This window comes from Brevundimonas sp., from assembly GCF_004210735.1.
Lineage (GTDB): Bacteria > Pseudomonadota > Alphaproteobacteria > Caulobacterales > Caulobacteraceae > Brevundimonas.
In genome coordinates, this window is the sequence record NZ_SDZL01000009.1 from 44,013 (window position 1) to 63,236 (window position 19,224).

General features: G+C 61.9%; 15 protein-coding genes. 7 read left to right on the plus strand and 8 right to left on the minus strand.

Annotated features, from left to right (window positions below):
- Positions 1-85: 85 nt before the first annotated feature.
- Complete coding sequence (locus tag EON91_RS03400) at positions 86-2,266, minus strand: hypothetical protein (RefSeq protein WP_292091609.1); 2,181 nt, start codon at positions 2,264-2,266, stop codon at positions 86-88.
- Positions 2,267-2,333: 67 nt separating this feature from the next.
- Between EON91_RS03400 and EON91_RS03405 the strand changes: the two genes are divergently transcribed.
- From EON91_RS03405 to EON91_RS03420, 4 genes are all read left to right on the plus strand, one after another.
- Complete coding sequence (locus tag EON91_RS03405; RefSeq protein WP_292091611.1) at positions 2,334-4,304, plus strand: hypothetical protein; 1,971 nt, start codon at positions 2,334-2,336, stop codon at positions 4,302-4,304.
- Positions 4,305-4,350: 46 nt separating this feature from the next.
- Positions 4,351-5,064 (plus strand): acylneuraminate cytidylyltransferase family protein, encoded by a 714-nt coding sequence (locus EON91_RS03410; protein ID WP_292091612.1) that lies wholly within the window; start codon positions 4,351-4,353, stop codon positions 5,062-5,064.
- A complete protein-coding gene (locus tag EON91_RS03415) occupies positions 5,061-5,975 on the plus strand; it encodes a Gfo/Idh/MocA family oxidoreductase (RefSeq protein WP_292091614.1) in 915 nt (304 codons plus the stop codon). The genes EON91_RS03410 and EON91_RS03415 overlap by 4 nt, the downstream gene beginning before the upstream one ends.
- A 105-nt stretch (positions 5,976-6,080) precedes the next feature.
- Positions 6,081-7,133, plus strand: a complete 1,053-nt coding sequence (locus tag EON91_RS03420) for a class I SAM-dependent methyltransferase (protein WP_292091615.1) — start codon at positions 6,081-6,083, stop codon at positions 7,131-7,133.
- A 12-nt stretch (positions 7,134-7,145) separates the two neighbouring features.
- Here EON91_RS03420 and EON91_RS03425 read toward each other — a convergent pair whose 3' ends face one another.
- From EON91_RS03425 to EON91_RS03435, 3 genes are read right to left on the minus strand one after another with little or no spacing between them, the layout of a single operon-like run.
- Positions 7,146-9,392, minus strand: coding sequence for an SDR family oxidoreductase (locus EON91_RS03425; RefSeq protein ID WP_292091616.1), 2,247 nt, complete (start codon positions 9,390-9,392; stop codon positions 7,146-7,148).
- Entirely contained in the window at positions 9,389-9,637 is a 249-nt protein-coding gene (locus EON91_RS03430) for an acyl carrier protein (RefSeq protein ID WP_292091617.1), read from the minus strand. Before EON91_RS03430 ends, EON91_RS03425 begins: the two co-directional genes overlap by 4 nt.
- The gene (locus EON91_RS03435; RefSeq protein WP_366250160.1) at positions 9,634-11,490 is read right to left on the minus strand and encodes an AMP-binding protein; all 1,857 of its coding nucleotides are present in this window, start codon (positions 11,488-11,490) and stop codon (positions 9,634-9,636) included. Before EON91_RS03435 ends, EON91_RS03430 begins: the two co-directional genes overlap by 4 nt.
- On the opposite strand from EON91_RS03435, the gene EON91_RS03440 reads away from it, so the two are divergent.
- Together EON91_RS03440 and EON91_RS03445 are read left to right on the plus strand one after the other, a co-directional pair.
- Entirely contained in the window at positions 11,381-12,451 is a 1,071-nt protein-coding gene (locus EON91_RS03440; RefSeq protein WP_292091619.1) for a hypothetical protein, read from the plus strand. The two genes, EON91_RS03435 and EON91_RS03440, sit on opposite strands and share 110 nt — an antisense overlap.
- Positions 12,448-15,024 carry a hypothetical protein gene (locus EON91_RS03445; protein WP_292091620.1) on the plus strand — a complete coding sequence of 859 codons (2,577 nt, stop codon included), beginning with the start codon at positions 12,448-12,450 and terminating at the stop codon, positions 15,022-15,024. The genes EON91_RS03440 and EON91_RS03445 overlap by 4 nt, the downstream gene beginning before the upstream one ends.
- A 66-nt stretch (positions 15,025-15,090) precedes the next feature.
- On the opposite strand, the gene EON91_RS03450 is transcribed toward EON91_RS03445, so the two are convergent.
- The 4 genes from EON91_RS03450 to argB all read right to left on the minus strand — a co-directional run bounded on the left by EON91_RS03450 (position 15,091) and on the right by argB (position 18,552).
- Positions 15,091-15,846 carry a sugar phosphate nucleotidyltransferase gene (locus tag EON91_RS03450; protein WP_292091621.1) on the minus strand — a complete coding sequence of 252 codons (756 nt, stop codon included), beginning with the start codon at positions 15,844-15,846 and terminating at the stop codon, positions 15,091-15,093.
- A gap of 254 nt (positions 15,847-16,100) precedes the next feature.
- Complete coding sequence (dapD, locus tag EON91_RS03455) at positions 16,101-16,970, minus strand: 2,3,4,5-tetrahydropyridine-2,6-dicarboxylate N-succinyltransferase (protein WP_292091623.1); 870 nt, start codon at positions 16,968-16,970, stop codon at positions 16,101-16,103.
- A complete protein-coding gene (locus EON91_RS03460; protein WP_292091624.1) occupies positions 16,967-17,626 on the minus strand; it encodes a pyrimidine 5'-nucleotidase in 660 nt (219 codons plus the stop codon). The genes dapD and EON91_RS03460 overlap by 4 nt, the downstream gene beginning before the upstream one ends.
- Positions 17,623-18,552 carry an acetylglutamate kinase gene (gene argB / locus EON91_RS03465; protein ID WP_292091628.1) on the minus strand — a complete coding sequence of 310 codons (930 nt, stop codon included), beginning with the start codon at positions 18,550-18,552 and terminating at the stop codon, positions 17,623-17,625. Before argB ends, EON91_RS03460 begins: the two co-directional genes overlap by 4 nt.
- Before the next feature lie 75 nt (positions 18,553-18,627).
- Here argB and EON91_RS03470 point away from each other — a divergent pair, with 75 nt between their 5' ends.
- A complete protein-coding gene (locus tag EON91_RS03470) occupies positions 18,628-18,813 on the plus strand; it encodes a hypothetical protein (protein ID WP_292091625.1) in 186 nt (61 codons plus the stop codon).
- Positions 18,814-19,224: the final 411 nt, after the last annotated feature.

Consider the following 19,224-nt stretch of genomic DNA (forward strand, 5'->3'; position numbering starts at 1 on the left):
AGAGTGGAAGCGACGGGACAATCTATGATCCGTCTTATACAGGCGTCAGCGCCTTCCTCACTGCCGGCGGAAGCTTCCGCTTGCGTCATGCGAGGGCCTTGGCGATGGCGGTCCCGGTTGAGACAGTCTCGACCTCCTCAGGCTGGCTGGCTGTGATCGGCGTGGTTTCCAGGGCCCAGATGGCTGTGTTCGTGGCGTTGTTACCCTCAGTCCCGCCGAAGAATCTCGGCAGGTTGGCGCGCGCGCGCTCAAGCGCTGCCGCGTACTGATCGGGACTGTCCAGCAATGCGCCAATTCGCTGCTCCATTTCGCGGGCAGATCGAACCGGCTCCGAAATTTCCGAATAATGATCAAACCGAGCCGTTTCGTAGATGAGGCTGATTTCAGGTGACCATAGGTTGACGGCGACGCAGTTCGATAGGACCGCCTCGGCGAACATCGACGATACGCCAGAAACCAGGATGTCCGAAACCGCCAGGAGTTCGACGTTGGGTGTGCCCTGACGCCCCGCCGAGAAGACTGCCCGGCCCTTCCCGTGTCGTTTGATCTGGTCGGTGATGAAAGCCATGTCGTCGACGGGGTGCGGGCGCACCACGATCTGGGCGTCTCGGCGTACAGCGAGCTTAATCAAGGCCTTGAAGGCCGTCTCCCATGAGTCCGGAGACAGCACCGCGCTGCCGGCGGTCTGATTGGGCCACAGGCCCCATCGTGTTCTGCAGGTCGCCGCCCAGACGATCACGGGACCGCTCGGCGCCAGGCCCAGTTTCTCGCGAATGCGCGCCTGATCCAGAGCGTTCGCCGCCCGAACGAAGGTGTCGGACCGGGTCCGGCCCAAGGCCTTGATGACGCCGCCATAGGCCGGCGCCCGCCGGCGAAGGTGTTCGACCTGATGCTCGCCCCATACAGCCAAGGCGTCGGGCTGGGATTCCGTTTCGTGCGATCCGTCAGGGCGGCGCGCCAATATGGATGGCGTCATCTCGTCCCCGATGCCCAGCTTGATCGAGACCGTCCGAGCCCCAGTTCGCGACGCAGCCACATTGATCCAGGGTTTCGCCTCCAAACGTCCGCCGAGCACCAGGTTCGGCTTGAGGATCCCGAATGTCTTCTCCCAAGTTTCCGATTGCGTGGTCATAAGCACCGACAGATTCAGAATGGAACGCGCCAGGTAGTCAGAAAACTGATCGAACATATCGACGCCGTCAAAGACGAACGCTTTGCGGAAAGCGCGATCAGCGACAAGTCGGGCGACCGCCGGTTCATATTGTTCACGGGCCGGGACGCGAAGTTGAGCGGCCAATCCGCTAAAGGTCGGCCCCGCAAGCTCGGAAATGAACGACGGATAGGTCTCAGCCAGAGAGCGATAGCCAACCGCGATGGGCTTGGGTCCCTCGTAAATGATCGTCAACCGCCAACGGCGATCCCGGCAGGCTCGGGCCAGGGCCTCGGGCATGCCTTCGCTGTATTCGTCGAGGAAGGCGAGGCGTCCCGTTTGAGGGCTGACCATCCATTCGACGCCCTTGGCGCCTCGCATGATCAGGACGGCGTGGCCCTTGAAGCCGTCGAGGCCGAGGCTGCGCGTCTTCCTGTCGTGGGCCTCCAAGGCCGCGATGACCCGCAGGTATGAGGCGCGGCGGCGGACGGGGCGATAATCTATCTTGGGGGTGCGAAGCCGCGGCCAAGGCAATATGCGGGCCGGGCGGACAGGCGGCTGTCCCCAGAAACGGGGCTCGACGCTCGCCCGCCCGAAGACCTTGACGGCTAGTGGAGCGAGCCAGGCTAAGTCGCCCGAAACGCCCAAGCAGTCGAACGCCGCCGGCTTCTCCTGATCTGCAATCGCGGAAAACAGCCGCACAGCCCTCATCGTGACCTGCACATAGGGGGCAAGGGTGGCGATCCACGCCCACAGAGACGCGGGGTGACTGTCGCCGGCGCTCCAGTCCGCAAGACGTGCGCCGGACGCTAATCGAACGGACGGCAGCTTCTCCTGCCAGGCCAAGACCTCCTCGTGAAGTGCGTCGCAGGCCTCCGGCGAGAGATAGTCCATGGGCTGGCGGACAGTCACGCCAGCCAGTTTGGCGGGCATGTGGACTTCGTAGCTGGTTCTGACCAGAATTCCGGTTAGCCCTTCAGCCGCGCACCGGTCGAGGAAGGACTTGGCGGCTGCCTCGTCTGCCGAGAAAAGCAATCCCAAAGCTATAGATTTTCTTGAGGAAATCGAAGCGTTGACCCGCAATTTTTTATCCGGCCCGTGCTTGTTGTCGCCCATGTGAAGTCACTTACATGGCGCCCGCAAAATGGTCTAGAGATTGTCGTCAGTGGCGGTGCGAGACCGAATGAAAGCTTCGTTGTTCTTTTGGGTTGGGCCGAACATTGATTTTCGTCGGCTGATTGATTCGCTGACAGACGATCAGATGCGGAGGGCTCGCTTCTACGTCGTCAACACATTGGAGCGCGGCGAATTCCTGGACATCGCCAAGGAGCGTTGTCCGGATGTGGAGGTCACCAATTATACCAGCCTGGATTCCGTCAACGATCCGCCCATCTATGACGAGACGCGTCGGCTAGCGGCCAAAATGGTGGACACCTTTGCCGGGAAGATGACCGCCCTTGTCGGAGACGACCGATCAGTCTGGCGGCCGCATCTGCAGAAGGCGATCGCCATCAACGTCGGCGATCACCTGTACTCGGCTTGTCGGGCCCTGACCTATTCCGACCATTTCATCGATGACTCGGTAGAAGAGATTTTCATCGCCGAGCGGTCGCCGCGCCGAGCATGGGTGATTCGCGCGGGCTTTCTGGCACGAGGTCTATCGGCCACGATTGCGACCGGTCACCTTGAGGACCACAAGGTCGCCGAGACCGAAGTGATCGCGGCCATGGAGAAACTGGTGCGCGTGCCTCGACTGGCGGGGCGCTATCCTTCCAGTCAGATTCAGGCCCATAAGGACCTCTGGATCGGGGAGCAGACGATCTTCATCTCAAGCCGACTGCGTGACGACATGTTCGTTTCGGCGGTTATGCCCGTCGTGCGCGAACTGACAAAAGATTTCAGCGTCTTCCTCTACGATCAACAGATTTACGTCGATGATCCCTGGTGGAGCTTCGAGAGTTACGGCATCGACGATGCAAACTCCAAGATCTTCTGGGCCTGGAGAAAGATCAATCGTGGTATCACCAAGTTCCGTCTTCCGCCAGATCACGATTTGGTTCAGGCGTACGAACACACGATGGCGTACACTGAAGAATTGTTTAGTACGGATTTGACGCCGCTGAAGGTGGCATCTCGAGAAGCCGTTCTCGAGATGATGATGAATAGCTTCATTCTTACATATATGTCGGCATTCGAAATGAGCGCTTTCATCGAAGAGAATGGGGACTATTTCGCCGGCGGGATATTCTGCCCAGGGCGCATTCTGGAATCCCTCGTCGCCTGCGAAACTTTGAAGATGTTGGGGCGTCCGACATTCGATCTTCAGTCAGGCACTATAAGTCCGACCAAGAAGTTCTTTGCGCCCACCGCCGACAATCTGATCGCGATCGACGAGTTCAGCGCCGAGGTCCTGAACGGGTATCACGGCTATCCGCCCGAGCAGACCTATGTGGTCGGCTCGCCGCGACTGGACCACCATCTCGCGCCGTTGAAGGTCAAGTCGGAAAAGCTGATGCGCAAGGAGATGGACTTGCCGGCGGACCGCAAGATCGTCTCCTTCATGTCCCAGCCGATCGCCCTGGCAATGCTGGAGCCCATCATTCGCACGTTGGTGCAAGCCGCCAAGATAATGGGAGGAGACGCGCTGTGGCTGATCAAGCCTCACCCGCGTGAACATCAGGCTTTCTACGATCTCTACCAGAGCGTCATCGACGAAATGGATGCGCCAAACGTTCGGATCGATAGGTCGTCGAACACCTATCCCCTGCTCAAGGTTTCGGACGCCGTCGTGACCTATTGCAGCACTGCGGGCCTGGAAGGGTTTGCGCTTGGCAAGCCGGTTTTCGCCATCAATCCCCTGACCGAGCCGCTGCCCTACGACCTTGTCAAGCTGGGCGTCGCCATCGAATGCCGGGATGCCGAGACCTTGGCCCGCGAGGTGGCCATCGGGTTGGTGGAACCGCACAACAACGAGAAATACTACCTGCAAGACGGCAAATCCGCCGAGCGCGCGGCTGAGGTCGTGAGGCGAGCGATTGTGAACCCTGAGGTTCGGGGCAATGGTGGCGAGCCGGAAAATATCGCTTGGGTCCGGGCCCGGGATTTGTACGACAACACCCTGGCTGCCACCCTAGATTATGAAGTCATAGAGTAGGTTTGCTGCCGGCTCTTCCTATGCCTGGAAATCTGAGATCGAGAAAATGATCGGTTCTGAACGGTGCATCGCCGTTATCCCCGCGCGCGGGGGATCCAAGAGCGTCAAGCTCAAAAACCTGCATGACCTGGGCGGCAAACCTTTGCTGCAATGGCCTATCGAGGTGGCGCTCGCCACTCCGGAGATCGACCGCGTGATCGTGTCCACCGATCATGAGATGATCGCTGAAGTGGCGGAGAAGCTGGGAGCGGAAGTGTCTTGGCGGCCTGAAGAGCTGGCGTCCGACACAGCCATCGTGGCCGACGTCTTGCGGCACCTGATCGGGGATCTGCGCGCGAAGGGAGAGACGGCGCGCTACTTGACCCTGCTCGAATGCACGGCCCCGTTTAGATTGCCGCGTGATGTGACTGAATGCCTCCAGCGTCTTCACGCTGAAGGGCTCGATTCCGTCGCGACCTTCACGGATGCGCATCTGAATCCGCATCGAGCCTGGCGCTTGGATGACAACGGCGCGCCGACGCCGTTTATCGACGGCGCCATTCCTTGGCTTCCGCGTCAGGCTCTGCCGCGCGCCTATCAGTTGAATGGGGCGGTGTACGCCTTCGTCATTGATGCGCTGAAACCCCATACGCCGTCGATCCTGTTCGGTCGGGCCGGCGCTGTCATGATGAATCGTGAACGGTCCTTCGATATCGATGACGCCCAGGACTTCGCCGTCGCCAATGCCCTGCTCGCCGCGGGCAAGGTGCCGTTGGGATGACGTTGCGGGTCGGTATCCTCGGCTTCTCCGAGGGCAATGGTCACCCTTTTTCGTTCAGTGCGATCGTCAACGGCTATGACGATACGGCATTCGCTCGCGTTGGCTGGGACGGTATTCACGCCTATCTGCGCGCGCGAAAGGCGGACGAGTTCGGCGTCGGTGACGTACGCATCACCCAGTGCTGGATGCCGGACCTCAAGATGGCCCAGGCCCTGGCCGCAGCCTGTCGGATCGACACGATTTGCCAAGCGCCCGAGGAAATGATCGGCGCTGTCGATGCCGTCATGATTCTGCGGGACGACGCCGACAGCCATTGGTCGCTCGCTGAACCCTTTCTCAAGGCTGGACTGCCGGTCTTCATCGACAAACCGCTGTGCGTCCGCCGGGACGAGCTTGACCTGTTCGAACCCTATCTGAGATCGGGACAACTGATGTCCTGTTCGGGGCTCCGATACGCTGGCGAAACGGATGGCTGGAGGCGGGCGCCGGACCAATTTGGCGAACTGCGACTGATCCGCGCCTCCGTTCCCATCGACTGGCCCCGGTACGGAATTCACATGCTGGAATGCGCCATGGGCGCTCTAGGCGTCCGGCCGGTCGCCGTGCAACGACACGCCGTCGCACATGGTAGTGTCGCCGTTCGATTGGAAGATCACAGTCTTCTGCTGATCGACGCCTTGGGCGCGACGCCGACGCCTTTTTCCCTCCAAGTATTCGGAGCACTTGGCAATGCCGAGGTGCAGATACGCGATAACTTTACGGCATTTCGTCGTACGATCATCAACTTCGTAGAGTTGGTACGAACGGGCAAACCGGTGATCGCTCCTGAGGACACCTTGCTGGTGATCAGGACGTTGATCGCAGGTGTGGAGGCCGAGCCTGGGGGGGCAGAAGTTCTCGTGCGTCCGTAAGCCGTGTCTTTTGTTTATCGCAATGCAGGGGGCATTTTGTCCAAGACCAAAAAAGAGAGCGCCGCGCCATCAAGGTCGGCCGCTGACAACAATGCTGAGACTCCCGTGATCGACCTCGGTCGAGGGCCTCTGTCCGCCGAGACGCTGGCGGTGCTGATCGCACTCCGAGAAACGAACCGCGAAGCCTATGAGTGTCATATCGTCGCGTTGAAAAGCAGGAACCGCTGGCGGGACGTGCTTCCGCTTCTGGCTCTGGACGCGCCTGACTCTCTGGCTGGCATGGAAGTCTTTGTGACCGCGCTTCAGAAGTTGGGCATTCCCGGAAATCTGGACGAGCTGTCCTTGCTTCGGCTCTATCACTCGGGCCACATTCGCCTGCCGGCGAGCACGCAGGCCAGTCTGGGTGACAAGGTCGATCTGCAGGAACAGTCCGTTCAGCTCGCCATCCTAAAGACCCTGTTCGCATTTGAAATGTCTCGGGGCACCTTCTTCCATCTTCCGACCAAGAACACAGCGACCTTCTTCTTGAGGGGTAAGACGGACGTTCTGCGGGCCGCCCGGTCCGGCAAGCCGATGATCGATGCTGACTCGCCTCGCTATCGCGAAGCGCGAACTCATATGGACGCTGTCCTGCCGGATTCGATCTTTGTTGACGGCCCGCCCAAGAAGGTTTGTGAGATCGGAGCCGCCTGGGGCGGCTCTACGTTGTCGATCACGGACCGCTTCGCGCCAGACGAGTTCTACAATTTCGAGATCGACCCCGATCTTGCTCATCAGATGGAGATCGAACTCGGCCTCAAATCGCTCCCCTGTGATGGGGAAACCCTGACGGGGGTCGCTGACGCGAGCATGGATTTGGTCTTCTCGAGCGGGGTGTTCTACTTCGTGCCACCAATAAAATTGGTCAGCTATTTCAACGAGATGATCCGAGTCTGCAGACCTGGAGGTCTGGTCTATTTCAATTTGCTGACGGCTGAACTCCTGTCGCCGCGCCGGCTCGGGGTGATGATCAAGGACCCGGGGCTGCGTCGCGTTTTCGCGCCCATCCCACGTTCGTGGGTCGATGAAATGTTCGCCGAGTTCGAGCGTCTGCCCATCCCGGAAGGCACAACGTTCAATCCTGACGGCGAGTTCATCTTCCGCAAACCGAAAGCCTGACCCCCGCCGCGATCACCAAGCGGTCCAGCCTCCGTCGACTGCAAGCACCTGGCCGGTGACATAGGCGGACAGATCCGATCCCAGAAACAGGGCCACGCCTTTGAAATCCTCGGGCGTGGCCATGCGAGCCAAGGGGGTTTTGGCGACATAGCGTGACTGGAATCGTTCGTCCTGGCCGCGCTCCAGGCCGCCGGGGCACAGGGCATTGACCCGAATATGCGGCCCAAGACTAGTCGCCATCCAGCGGGTCAACTGCATCAGTCCGCCTTTCGAGGCGGCGTAGCCGGCCGGGTTGCCCGAAGCGGTGCCTTCGTAGAGCCCCCAGTCTGGACCCACCAGACCGTAGATCGAGCCCACGTTGATGACCGAGGCTGCCGCCGACCGCTGTAGGCCCGACAGCAGCGCCTGGGTCAGGATGAACGGGGCCACGAGATTGATCTCGGTCGCCGCTCGGAAGAGGGCCGGTGATTGAGTCTCGAACGGCGTCACCCACCCGTCCGAAGCCGAGGTGCCGACGAATCCTGCATTGTGAACCAGCACATCAATGGTCGGGTGCCGCATTAGGATGTCCTGGGCCGCCGCGTAGATGCTGTCTTCGTCAGACAGGTCGCAAGACTGGCTCGACAGGCGTCCGTCCCAAGCGCTATCGGCCAGCATGTGGGCGGAGCCGTCGAATGCGCGGTCGAGCAGCACAACCGCAGCGCCGCTTTCCAGATAGGCTTCGGCGATGGCGCGTCCGATATGGCCGGCGCCGCCCGTAACGACGCAAACGCGGCCAGTCAAATCTCCGAGTTGCTGAATGGTCTTCATCGCCGGGCCGGGTGCGGACGTCATCACGGGGGTCTCATGTTTGGCTGGGGACTTGGACTTGGTTGGAAGCTCTTTCTCGGCGGGCGCAGCAATGAGCGCCTTCAGGGCGTCCTGGCGTTTTCTCACGCTTGTGGCCCAGTTGCTGACATAGGCGGCGCGCTCGAGAGTGGCCAAGGCCTGCGCCAACTCGCCCTGATCTTCGTGGGCCTTAGCCTGCCCCAGAAGCACCTGAAGATTGTCCGGATCCGCTTCGGCGGCCTTGTGCTCGATCTCGATGCGCTCGGGCGTGCCTTCGGTCAGGCCTTGCGCCAGAGCCATGAGGATATTGGGATCGGTCGAATCGAGCGCGTTCAAAAGGCGATTGGCTTCCTCGTACTCACCAGCCCGCCGCAGGGCGCTGGCAAGTTTGACGGCGTGGCTCGGTGTGGGAGACAGGCTGTGCAGGCGCCTCGTAGCCTGCAGGATCTCGGCTAACCTTTTGGTTCGCGCGAGCTCTGCGATATAGGCTTTCAACACTTGGGTGCTTTCAGGCAGTTCTTTGACGGCCTGCGCCAGAAGGGCCGTCGCATCTTCCTTGCGCTTGAGCGCTTCACGGGCCGCCCAGTAGGTGGCGTTGTGGCCATAATCGTAGAGACGCAGCAAATGTTGCTCGAAGGTGAAGTCGCCTTCATGCCAGAAGGACCAGCGCCGGTCCTTGGCCCAATTCAGTCCGAAATGGTTCGCGACGGCCGGATGAATGGGGGCGTCCAGATTTTGGATGCCGACTCCACGGGCCCTCGCGCGCGCCAGCTTCAGGGCGTAATCGCGATCTTGAAGCGGCAGGCGCTCGACGATCTGCTCCAGCACATAGGCCATTAGGCCGCCGCCTGGATGATTGGCGGTGCGCATCGTGTGGACGCCGCTCTCGATCTGGTCCCACAGACCGAAATCCGACTTGTCGTCGAGCTGCTGCGCCTTAGCGGCGTTGATCGCGTGGAGGCGATCCAGCGGGTATTTCTTGCCAATATCGATGGCGAAATAGCTGTCGAGCAACTGGTCCTTGGAAACGCCGTCTCCCACCAGGCGAAGCACCAGATCGTCGCATATCGTGTAGGGAAACAGCTTCGTCTTCGTCGCCGAATCTCCGGCGATGCGCCGCTTCTGAAAAGGGATCTGCGGCCAAAGATAGTTCTGCAGCATCGCGGGATAGCGGATCATGACCGCGTCCGCCGGCAAGTCGTCCTCGGTCAGACGAAAATCGTCCCAGCCGTGAGTGACCTGCTGGATCACGGCCCGCACCCGCGGACGCAGGGCTTCGAAATTCTTAGTCGGTTGATAGATCAGGACCACGTCATAGTCGCGGCTGATCTCAGGCACCGTCATCAGGAAAGCGCGTATGGCCCCGCTTTGGCAGTTCCCCACGCACGCAATGATGGGGCGTTTGCTGTCTTCGACGACGCCCGCGATCATGCCGACAATTGTGCCTGGACCAGATCGGCCAGTTCGCCCACGTTCTGGACGGTGAAAGCCTGTTCCATCGGCAGTTCGATGGCGAATACGTCTTCGACCCGCATCAGCACCATGGTGTGGGCCAGGGAATCCCAGCCGACGATGTCGTTCGCGTTAGTGGTGCGGTCGATGGTCTTGTCAGGGCAACTGAAATGGTCGGTGATGACAGTCGCCAGTTGACCTAAAATGTCGTCGTTCGTGGTCATGCGAAACCTCCTGACAGATAGCGTTCTCGGTTTCGCTTGCGGTCGACCTTTCCGCTGGTGGTCTTGATTATTCGACGATCGGAGAAAAGTCGAACGTCGGCGGGACGCAGACCCAGGCTGGCGTCCAGAGTCTGGATGATCATCTTTGCAATGGCGTCGGACTCGCCCGAAATTTCGGCTGCGATGACAAGTCGCTCGCTACCGGATTCGGGGTGATGAACGCCCATGGCGACGACCCGCCCCGGCGTTACGCCGGGCACGTCTGCGGTCAGTTGCTCGATCTGGTGGGCGTACAGATTGCGGCCTCCGACGATGATCCGGTCGTCCAGCCGTCCGCAGACGAAGAGTTCGCCGGAATCGATGAAGCCGATGTCGGCTGTCCGATACCAGCCGTTCTGCAGCGCCAAGCTTGTTCGTTCAGGCGCACGAAAATAGCCGTCGAACAGGAACTCGGCCGCAACTTCGATTTCGCCATAGACTCCATCTTGGCCATCGGCGTCGCGAATGCGGATCTGGCAGCCAGGGATGGCGCGGCCGCAGCCGAGAACGGAGGCGGCCGCTTCGCCGGGCGAGCACGGCGCGACGGTTTCACCGATTTCGCCGAGCCCGATGGCCGCGACGTGCCGAATCGTGACGGGCGTTCCAGGAGGGCTTTGCGTCACCGCGAAGACGGTTTCGGCCATGGCGTAGCAGCACGTCAGGCTTCCGGCCGTCACACCGTGTTCAGCATAGCGTGTCAGGAAAGCGGCGAAGGCATCAGCTTTACAGGGCTCGGAACAGTTGACCCACGCCTTGACACTACCGAGCGCCCAGATGCGATTAGTGCGTCGAACGGCGCGTTCCAGGTGTCGGAAGGCGAAATTGGGTAGCCAGACATGGGTGGCGCGGCGCTGTTCGATCACCTCGAACAGCGACTGCGGATTGGCCGTCCAGTAAAACGGATCGATGAAGTTCACCTCTGCGCCGAATGTCAGCGGCAGCATCAGGCAAGCGATCAAGCCCATGTCGTGGTAGAGGGGCAGCCAAGATGCGATGATGCTGTCGCCGTCGAATTCGACGGCTTCCGCATAGGCGCGCAGTTGAACGTCAATCGCGCGATAGCTGAGCGGCACGCCCTTCTTCAGACCCGTCGTGCCTGAACTGTGCTGCAGAAGAGCGACGGCCGTCCCAGCAGGGCGCGCCGGCAAGGGCGATGCGGCCAGGCTGTCAATTTGCTCGCTCGCCAGAAGCGTCAAGCTGATGGCCGGGCATTCCTGACGAATGGCGTCCACGGCGGTCTGGGGGGCTAGAACCGCACCCTGGCCCAGGTGATCGAACAGGGCTGCGTGACCGCTCCAGAACGCCTGATCGTCGAAGCGCGCTGCGGGCAGCGGCATGAAGGAGGGCGCCAATCCGGCGCGCATAGCCGCTATGAAGCTGATCACTGCATCAGGATTATTCGCGCCGAATATCAGAAGCGGCGCGCCCTCCAGGCCAAGGGCGGCGAGGCGCATCGCCCGCTCGCCCGTTCTCGACCACAGTTCACTGTACGTTAGTTCTACGCTCGTCTGGCTCCAGCGCAGGGCGACGTGATCAGCTCTCTCAAGTGCGTGTCGTTCAACTTGCTCCAGAAACATTAGGCGCGAGTCCGGCGGAACGGCGTGGCGATAGGTATTTGGCCAAACAGAGATTCTGAAAATGTGGCTTGCGCTTGCCGGTGCATCATAACTAGTGGTTTCGAGTTGGTCTGGGCAAAGAACTGGTATGGCGCGATTGTTGGCGGCACGGAAGAAGATCGTCGCAATTGGTGATTTTCTGGCGCGCAATCCCGCGTTGCGCGCGGTCGGGCGGCGGACACATTTGCTTTCCCTCATGGACGGGGGCATGCGCTTCAGCGCCGCCGCCACCGTAGCTCCGTGGCGCGCGCTGGTTCTCGGTGCGCCGCGCGAAGAACATGACGCCATCGATCGCGCCTTCCCCGAGTTCAGGAAGCTCTTTGTTGCCAAGCGGGTCAAGACCGGACGGATATATGACGAACTGATCCGGCATCCTGGGACGGCGATCCTGGCCTGGGGCGTCGCGGCCGGACCGCAACTGGCCAAGCTGCAATCTCGTGGGATCAGCGGCCATCCGGTCCTTTATTTAGACCGTGGGCCGATCGACATCGTCAACGAGACGGAGCACCTGCATGGCTATGTTCTGGATTGGACAGGGCTGTACTGCAACTCGCGTCGGACGAGCGATCTTGAGACGATTTTGAACGGGTTTCCCTTCATCGATCACCCTGAACTTCTGGCCGCCACGACGACCATGATCCGCACGCGGTTTTCCAAAAGCAGTCTTAGCGGGCCGGTCGTGGTCGTCTGCCAACATCGATCCGATCCGCCCGCTCTGTTCGCCGGCGCTACTCATCCTGAGGCCGAGGCGCTGATCGAGATGGCCAGCGACGAAAACCCCCGCAGTGAAATCGTGCTCGTCCAAGTGTGCCCCTCTGGCAGGGCCCAGGCCAAGCATCGCGAGGAATTGGCAAAGCTAGGGAATGTGGCGTCACCCGACGCCGTGCCGACGCTTTTGACGGGCGCTAGCCGCGTCTATGTCGCGTCCGCCAATCTGGGTTTTCACGCCTTGCTGAGGGGGGTGCCCGTCACCACGCTAGGCGGACCGTTTTACGCCGGCTGGGGACTGACCGACGACAGGCGTCCCGTTCCGCGGCGTCAGCGTTCCTTGGGTCTCAGCGCGCTGACTGCCGGCGTTCTGGTGCTCTACGGACGGTTCCTTCGGTCGGGTTCTCTTATTTCGGCTGTATCCGGGGTAGATGCGGAGCCGGCGAAGTGACGTCCCAAACGCTTTCGATGCCAGAATGGCTTGCTTTCCTTCAATCTCAGGCCGCCAGTGTGGCCGCTGCTGGGGTCGAGGTCACGCTGTCGGGCAACCGCGCTGTGCTGGACCACGCCCTGCGCATGAGCGGACGCACAGCTGAAGCGGATCGTCTCAGTGCTATGGGGGCATCCCTCGGTTTGCCGACAGTGGATATCTCCACCCTGTCCCAAGCGGGTGAAGCTTTGGCTGCGTCTCGAATGGAGCACGGGCCTCGCCAGGACTTGTCCTTGGTGGCCATGCTGTCCGCCGAGATCGGCGAAGCCGCCATCCTCCTGAAAAACGAAGGTGATCCGGCGACCTCTCAGGCGGCGAACGCCGTGGTCGCTCGTGCGGAACGCATGCTCGATATGGTCAATGTCCGTATCGAACTTCTGCTCGCCAAGATCGAACACTTCAGCGACCGGTTCGCGGACATGGACGATGAGCGCGGACGCTTCCTCGTATCGCTCGTAGAAGGGTGGCGTTCAGATCTGGATCAACTTCGGCGCCTGCGGGTTCCTGGATCGGCTCTAACCAACTCCCGTCTTGAAGCGTTGATCATGTCCCAGCCGGCGGTCACGCGTTTATTCGATCAGGGCGTGCTCAACGACGTGGGACAGATGGCCCTTCTGCGTCAGATCGAGCGGTTGGTCGAAGCCCATGATCGCCCCGAATTCGGCGCTGGATCGACAGGCAAGCCTATCCTCGGCAAACGCACCAGCGCGGGCCTTAACAACCCCGCGACGCAGATGCACCTCGCCGTCAAGAAGCTGCGGCCGCTTTCGGCTGACGCCGCTACCGACGCGGTGAAGATCGCCGTCCAGACGAAAGCCATACTCAAGATCCTGACCGCCGCCGAGGCCCAGGCCGAAAACACTCTGTTGGTCCTGTCGCCGATGTTGCAGCGGTACGAAAACCCCGACTCTGAGAGAGCAGTCTTCTTCGCCGGCTTGCTCAGGGAATGGACCGAGCAGGTCGAGGCACTGCGCAGTTGCCGCGCCGCCTTGGCTGTGTTGCCCTTTGGCGACGCCTATCTTGTCGAAGCGGAGGGAGCGGAAACACTGGTCGCCCAGATCAACCGAAATGGGCTGATCAGCGAAGAGGGACAGGCGCTGCGGCTGCGCCAAGCGACACAGTTGCTGGAGCATCAGGACCAGCCGGTTGTCCTGGAATCACAGTCCAGGAAAACGATCGAGTTCGACGCCATCGTCGATTTCTGGAGCCCTCAGGCCGCCGACAAGGCGCAGGGCGCAGGCCGCTACCTCAAGGACAGTGGCCATGATCGCCCGACTTTCCTCATGGACCCGCCTGGTCGCGGCAAACGGCCGCCGGAAGTCTATGATCCTGCCGGTCTGTCCCGAGACATGCGCTGGCTGATCCGTGCTGGGCGCACCGCGGAGGCAAAGGCGATGCTGGGGCCGACACTGCGTCGCCTGCGTGTCGTCGACCGCGCGCATCTCGTTTGGCTAGCCGCTGCAGCCGCGCTTCACGACACCCCTACCGCCACGGAACTCGCGCTCGAAGATCTTGTAGCGGCCAACAAGGCCGCAGGATCCGTAGATCGGCAGATCGACAAACTCGGACTCATCATTGCACGTTGCGGCGATTCCAAGCTCGCCGCTTCTCTGATTGAGCGCGGCGCCGAGAAGGGCGATCGGGCCTGTGCTGCGGCTCTACTTCTCGCCATCAAGGGGCGCTCAAATAAGCGGGTGACTCTAGCCGGTGGCACAGACAGCTACAAAGGCGGCGTTTTCTTCCGCCTCGCCCGCGCGCATGTTCCGGATTCCGCGCCGTCGAAGTCCGCCGACATCATGGTAGCGGATGCGTCGACAGGGCGCTGGCTGGCAACCCTGCCAGACTTAGCGGACCACAGTTTGATCGAGCTGAACTGGGGCAAAGCTGAAGCTGGCCGAGGTTCGGCCATCTACAAGGCAGCGGCCTTGGCAGCCGCTTCGATCCAGGCTTCCGCCGAGGTCTGCGGCATACCCCTGGCGCCCGCCCTTCAAGGCGCCGCGCTTGCTCAGTCATTGCGCGAACCTCTTCAGGCTTTCGACCAAGCGCTTCGTTCTGCGCCCGCATCCCGAGACTCGCCGTTGATCGGCCTCGGGATCGACCGACTCGATGATGTTCTGGCCTTGACGGTTTGTCAGCGTACCGCGCCCTCTTTTGTGGGCGTCGGGGCGTCTGCTGCGCGTGTTACGCGCTTACGCCTCGCGCTTGACGGCCAGGAACCGATGACGATGACGCTCGGGTTGCGTCGACAGGCGTATGTGGCGGCCAGCTACGAATATTTTATCGCCGGTTTGGGCAGCGAAACCAGAGGCGAGGGCGATACTCCTTGGACCAGCCACCTCGATTTTGATGGACGATGGGCGGCCCAGATTACTCAGGTCGCCGCATGCGAAGCTACGGCGACTCTTCGCCGCGGCCCACGAAGGGCCGCGCTGCGTTGGGCGATTCAAAGCCTCGCGACGCGGGCCATCATCGACAAACAGATGGCTTGGCTCAGGGCGTCGAGCACGGGAGAAGGTCTGCGATACATCGCCTGACCCACCCGGTTCGGAGCGGCGCAGGATCCCACCTGCCCAAGAAGCGAGATGTTTTGCATCGACGGATCAGCCCGTAAGCTCGCTCGGCTCCAGATATTCACAGGCCTTCTGCAAATCTGCGGGACGGCCTACGTCGATCCAGTAACCGTCGTATTCATAGGCGCAGACGCGGAACCCTGTCGCCTTCGCTCGATCCATCAACTGCGGCATGTCGATGCGCTCGTTGGGGTGGATCAAGGACAGCAAGCGCGGGTTGATGACATAGGTCCCGGCGCTGACGCGATAGGAGTAGGTCGGCTTCTCCTGCACGCTCCGGATCTCGCCGCAGGGTTCGGTTTCGATCACGCCATAGGGGACCGCCACTTGGTGCGGGACGGTTACGACCGTGAAGTCCGCGCCCATGCTGTCATGGGCGTCAAGCAGGGTCGAGAAGTCAATTTCGGTCAGAATGTCGGAGTTACAGACCAGGATGGGCGCATCGGCCACGGGGCCGATCAGGGACAGCCCGCCGGCGGTCCCGAGCGGCACGGCTTCGTGAGCATAGCGGATTTGCACACCCCATTCGGAGCCGTCGCCGCAATGGACGTGAATTTTTTCAGGCAGATAGTGAGTGGTCAGCACATAGTTGTGGAAGCCGAAACTCCGCAGGCGATGGATGATCCGTTCGAGCATTGGTTGTCCGGCGACGGGGATCAGCGGCTTGGGCAGCTGGCGAGTAAGGTCGCCCAGCCGGCTTCCGAAACCGCCAGCCATCAGCACTACTGTATTACGCCGCCGCGCTCTCTGGATCTGTCGCGTCAGATTGTAGATTTCGGCCTGCATGAAAGTCCAGTTCAGCGAACATTACGTTTCAGGTTAAGCAAACTCGAAACGAGTAAGCTCGCGTGGAAGGTGAGCCGGAGAAGTGGCGCTTTGTCGGTTGTCCTTAGCGGACGGGATGGCGAAACTCACTCTGTCGAGGTTAGCACTATGCCAATGCATCGCAAGAATGCTGTGACTTGAAAGAAACTCCGAGCGAAATTCCACTCTCAGGCGAGACGGCGTCCAGATACTCCTGTCTCGGAGGCCACAACGCGTCAATCGCGAAGAAGTTCATTCACCCCGGTCTTGGCGCGGGTCTGGGCGTCCACACGTTTGACGATCACCGCGCAGTACAGCGACGGACCGCCGCTCGGATCGGGCAGGGAGCCCGGGACCACGACGGAATAGGCCGGCACCTCGCCGCGGAAGATTTCGCCCGTCGCCCGGTCCACGATCTTGGTCGAGGCGGACAGATAGACGCCCATGGCCAGGACCGCGCCCTCGCGCACGATGACGCCTTCGGCCACCTCGGCGCGGGCGCCGATGAAGCAGCCGTCCTCGATGATGGTCGGATTGGCCTGCAGCGGCTCCAGCACGCCGCCGATGCCCGCGCCGCCCGACAGGTGCACGTTCTTGCCGATCTGGGCGCAGCTGCCGACCGTGGCCCAGGCGTCGACCATCGCCCCTTCATCGACGAAGGCGCCGATGTTCACGAAAGACGGCATCAGAATCACGTTCCGGGCCACGTGGGCGCCGCGGCGGACGATCGCGCCGGGGACGGAGCGGAAACCGGCGGCCTGATAGTCGGCGGCGCTCCAATCGCCGAACTTGTTGGCTACCTTGTCCCAGAACGGGCCCAGCGCCGCCGGATGGTCCGCCGACAGCGGCAGGGTCGAGGCGTGGCCCGCGCGCATGATCTGGTTGTCGTTCAGGCGGAACGACAGCAGCACCGCCTTCTTCAGCCACTGATGCGTCGTCCAGACGCCGTCGGCCCCGCGTGAGGCGACCCGCGCCTGGCCGGAATCCAGCAGGGCCAGCGCGGTCTCGACCGCGTCGCGCGCCTCGCCCTGGGTGGCGGTCGAGATGTCGGCGCGGCCGTCCCAGGCGGCTTCGATGACGGATTCCAGATGGGTCAGGTCGGTCATGCGGCGTCCTTGAAGCTCAGGTCGGAAAGGAAGTCGTAGAGGTCGGGGGCGATGTGGTCGATGTGGTCGCCCAGCGGCTTTCCATGACCGTCGCCGATCAGGATCGTGCTCATGCCCAGCGCCTTGGCCGGTTCCAGATTGCGCGGCGTATCCTCGAAGAAGGCCGCGCGATGGCCCTCGATATCGAACCGCTCCAGCATCCGGCGGAAGGTCGAGGGCGCGGGCTTGGGCGTCAGGTCGGCGTCCTCGATGGCGAAGACGCCCGCGAAACAGTCGGCGATGCCGATCCGGTCCAGAACCCTGTGGGCGTATTCCGTCGCGCCATTGGTGAAGACATAGCACTGGCCGGGCAGGGCTTTCAGACGTTCGGCCAGACGAGGATTGGGCTCCAGCCCGTCCAGCGGCACATCGTGCACCTCATGCAGGAAGCGTTCGGTGTCGACCGCATAATTGGCCATCAGACCGGCCAGCGTCGTGCCGTGCTCGTCCAGAAACTGGCGCTGCAGCACCCGGGCCTCTTCCGGCGCCAGGCCCACGGCCTCGACCACGAAGGCGTTGATGCGCGCCTGGACCAGCGACATCAGCCCCTGTTCGCGCGGGTACAGGGTGTCGTCCATGTCGAACACCCACGCCCGGACATGGTTCAGGTCGATCAAGACGCCTTCACCAGCGTGCCGGAGCCATGCTCTGTGAACAGTTCGACCAGCATTGCGTGCGGACGACGCCCGTCCAGAATGACCACGGCCTCGACGCCCGCGCGGACGGCGGCCATGGCGGTCTCGAGCTTGGGGATCATGCCGCCGGTGGCGACGCCTGTGTCGATCAGGGTCTGCGCCTGTTCCAGCGTCATCTGACGGATCAGCTGGCCGTCGGCGTCCTTGACCCCCTCGACGTCAGTCAGCAGCAACATGCGCTTGGCATCCAGCGATCCGGCTACCGCGCCCGCCACCGTGTCGGCGTTGACGTTATAGGTCTGGCCGTCCTCGGCGACGCCGATCGGGGCGATGACCGGCACCCAATCCTCGGTTTCCGACGCGATCAGGCCGGCTATCAGCTTGGGATCCACCTTCGTCGGCTCGCCGACAAATCCCAGATCGACCTCGTGCTCGATCATGCTGTCGGGATCGCGCTTGGTGCGGCGCGTCTTTTCGACCGTCAGCAGGCCCGCGTCCTTGCCCGACAGGCCCACGCCACGCACGTCGGCCTCCTTGCCGGCGACGGTGATCCAGTGGGCGATCTCCTTGTTGACCGCGCCGGACAGGACCATCTCTGCCACCTGCATGGTGTCGCGGTCGGTCACGCGCAGGCCGTCGACGAAGCTGGATCTGACGCCCGCCTTCTCCAGCATGGCGCTGATTTGCGGGCCGCCGCCGTGAACGACCACGGGGTTCACGCCCATCAGCTTCAGCAGCACCACATCGGCGGCGAACTGCTTCGCCACGGCGCTCTTGCCCATGGCGTGGCCGCCGTATTTGATGACCACGGTCTCGCGGTCATAGATCTGTATATAGGGCAGGGCCTCGGCCAGGGTTTTCGCCGTGGCCCAGCCGCGTTCCTGGGACTGCCGTTCATTCTCTTCCATGATGGCCGCGTCGATAGCGGCGAAGCCCGGCGGAGTCACGACGAAACCGGGTCCCGTCTGCGGCGTTTTCGCCCCATGAGCGAGCATGATATCGACGACCGTGGCCTGACGCCGGAAGATCCCGCCAACCCTGCGGCGCTGCAACATCCGGACGCGACCTTGTGCCCCGAATGTCAGGGCGCTGGCGTCCTGCCCGACGGCGACAACTGTCCGGTCTGCGACGGAACCGGCAAGGCGACGGGCCGCACGGGGGGCGGTTGAGGGTGAGGGTGCGGGCGACTTCGTCACCGCGTGGGCGACGCTCAACGTAAACGAGTGCGTCGAATAAGCGAAAGCTCACATTTTCTCTGTAACCTCAAGAGCACGCTCTAAGCGTTGGTTGAGGCGGGCGCGGTTTGGGGCTCGACCCAATAAGGCAACGCTGATATCAGCATAGTTTGGCGGATAAGCTGCCGCTAATGAAAACATTTTAGGCTGCGGAGGGCTCAGACCCATGCGTATCAAGAGTTTAGTCTTGGCTTCCAGCGCGGCGGCGGCTTTGGCCCTGTCGGCTGGTGCTGCGTCGGCGGAGCCGGACGGCTGGTATGGCGCGATTGACGCGGGTTACCACGTCATCGACGACATCAATGCGGAATCGTCCACGACCGGCGCGAACTGGAACTGGGAAGTGAA

What these genes read in the sequence shown, in the direction of transcription:
- EON91_RS03400 (WP_292091609.1), bottom strand. Translation starts at nt 2,266, where the DNA reads ATGGGCGACAACAAGCACGGGCCGGATAAAAAATTGCGGGTCAACGCT.
- EON91_RS03405 (WP_292091611.1), top strand. Translation starts at nt 2,334, where the DNA reads ATGAAAGCTTCGTTGTTCTTTTGGGTTGGGCCGAACATTGATTTTCGT.
- EON91_RS03410 (WP_292091612.1), top strand. Translation starts at nt 4,351, where the DNA reads ATGATCGGTTCTGAACGGTGCATCGCCGTTATCCCCGCGCGCGGGGGA.
- EON91_RS03415 (WP_292091614.1), top strand. Translation starts at nt 5,061, where the DNA reads ATGACGTTGCGGGTCGGTATCCTCGGCTTCTCCGAGGGCAATGGTCAC.
- EON91_RS03425 (WP_292091616.1), bottom strand. Translation starts at nt 9,392, where the DNA reads ATGATCGCGGGCGTCGTCGAAGACAGCAAACGCCCCATCATTGCGTGC.
- EON91_RS03430 (WP_292091617.1), bottom strand. Translation starts at nt 9,637, where the DNA reads ATGACCACGAACGACGACATTTTAGGTCAACTGGCGACTGTCATCACC.
- EON91_RS03440 (WP_292091619.1), top strand. Translation starts at nt 11,381, where the DNA reads ATGGCGCGATTGTTGGCGGCACGGAAGAAGATCGTCGCAATTGGTGAT.
- EON91_RS03435 (WP_366250160.1), bottom strand. Translation starts at nt 11,490, where the DNA reads ATGAGGGAAAGCAAATGTGTCCGCCGCCCGACCGCGCGCAACGCGGGA.
- EON91_RS03450 (WP_292091621.1), bottom strand. Translation starts at nt 15,846, where the DNA reads ATGCAGGCCGAAATCTACAATCTGACGCGACAGATCCAGAGAGCGCGG.
- dapD (WP_292091623.1), bottom strand. Translation starts at nt 16,970, where the DNA reads ATGACCGACCTGACCCATCTGGAATCCGTCATCGAAGCCGCCTGGGAC.
- argB (WP_292091628.1), bottom strand. Translation starts at nt 18,552, where the DNA reads ATGGAAGAGAATGAACGGCAGTCCCAGGAACGCGGCTGGGCCACGGCG.
- EON91_RS03470 (WP_292091625.1), top strand. Translation starts at nt 18,628, where the DNA reads ATGAGCGAGCATGATATCGACGACCGTGGCCTGACGCCGGAAGATCCC.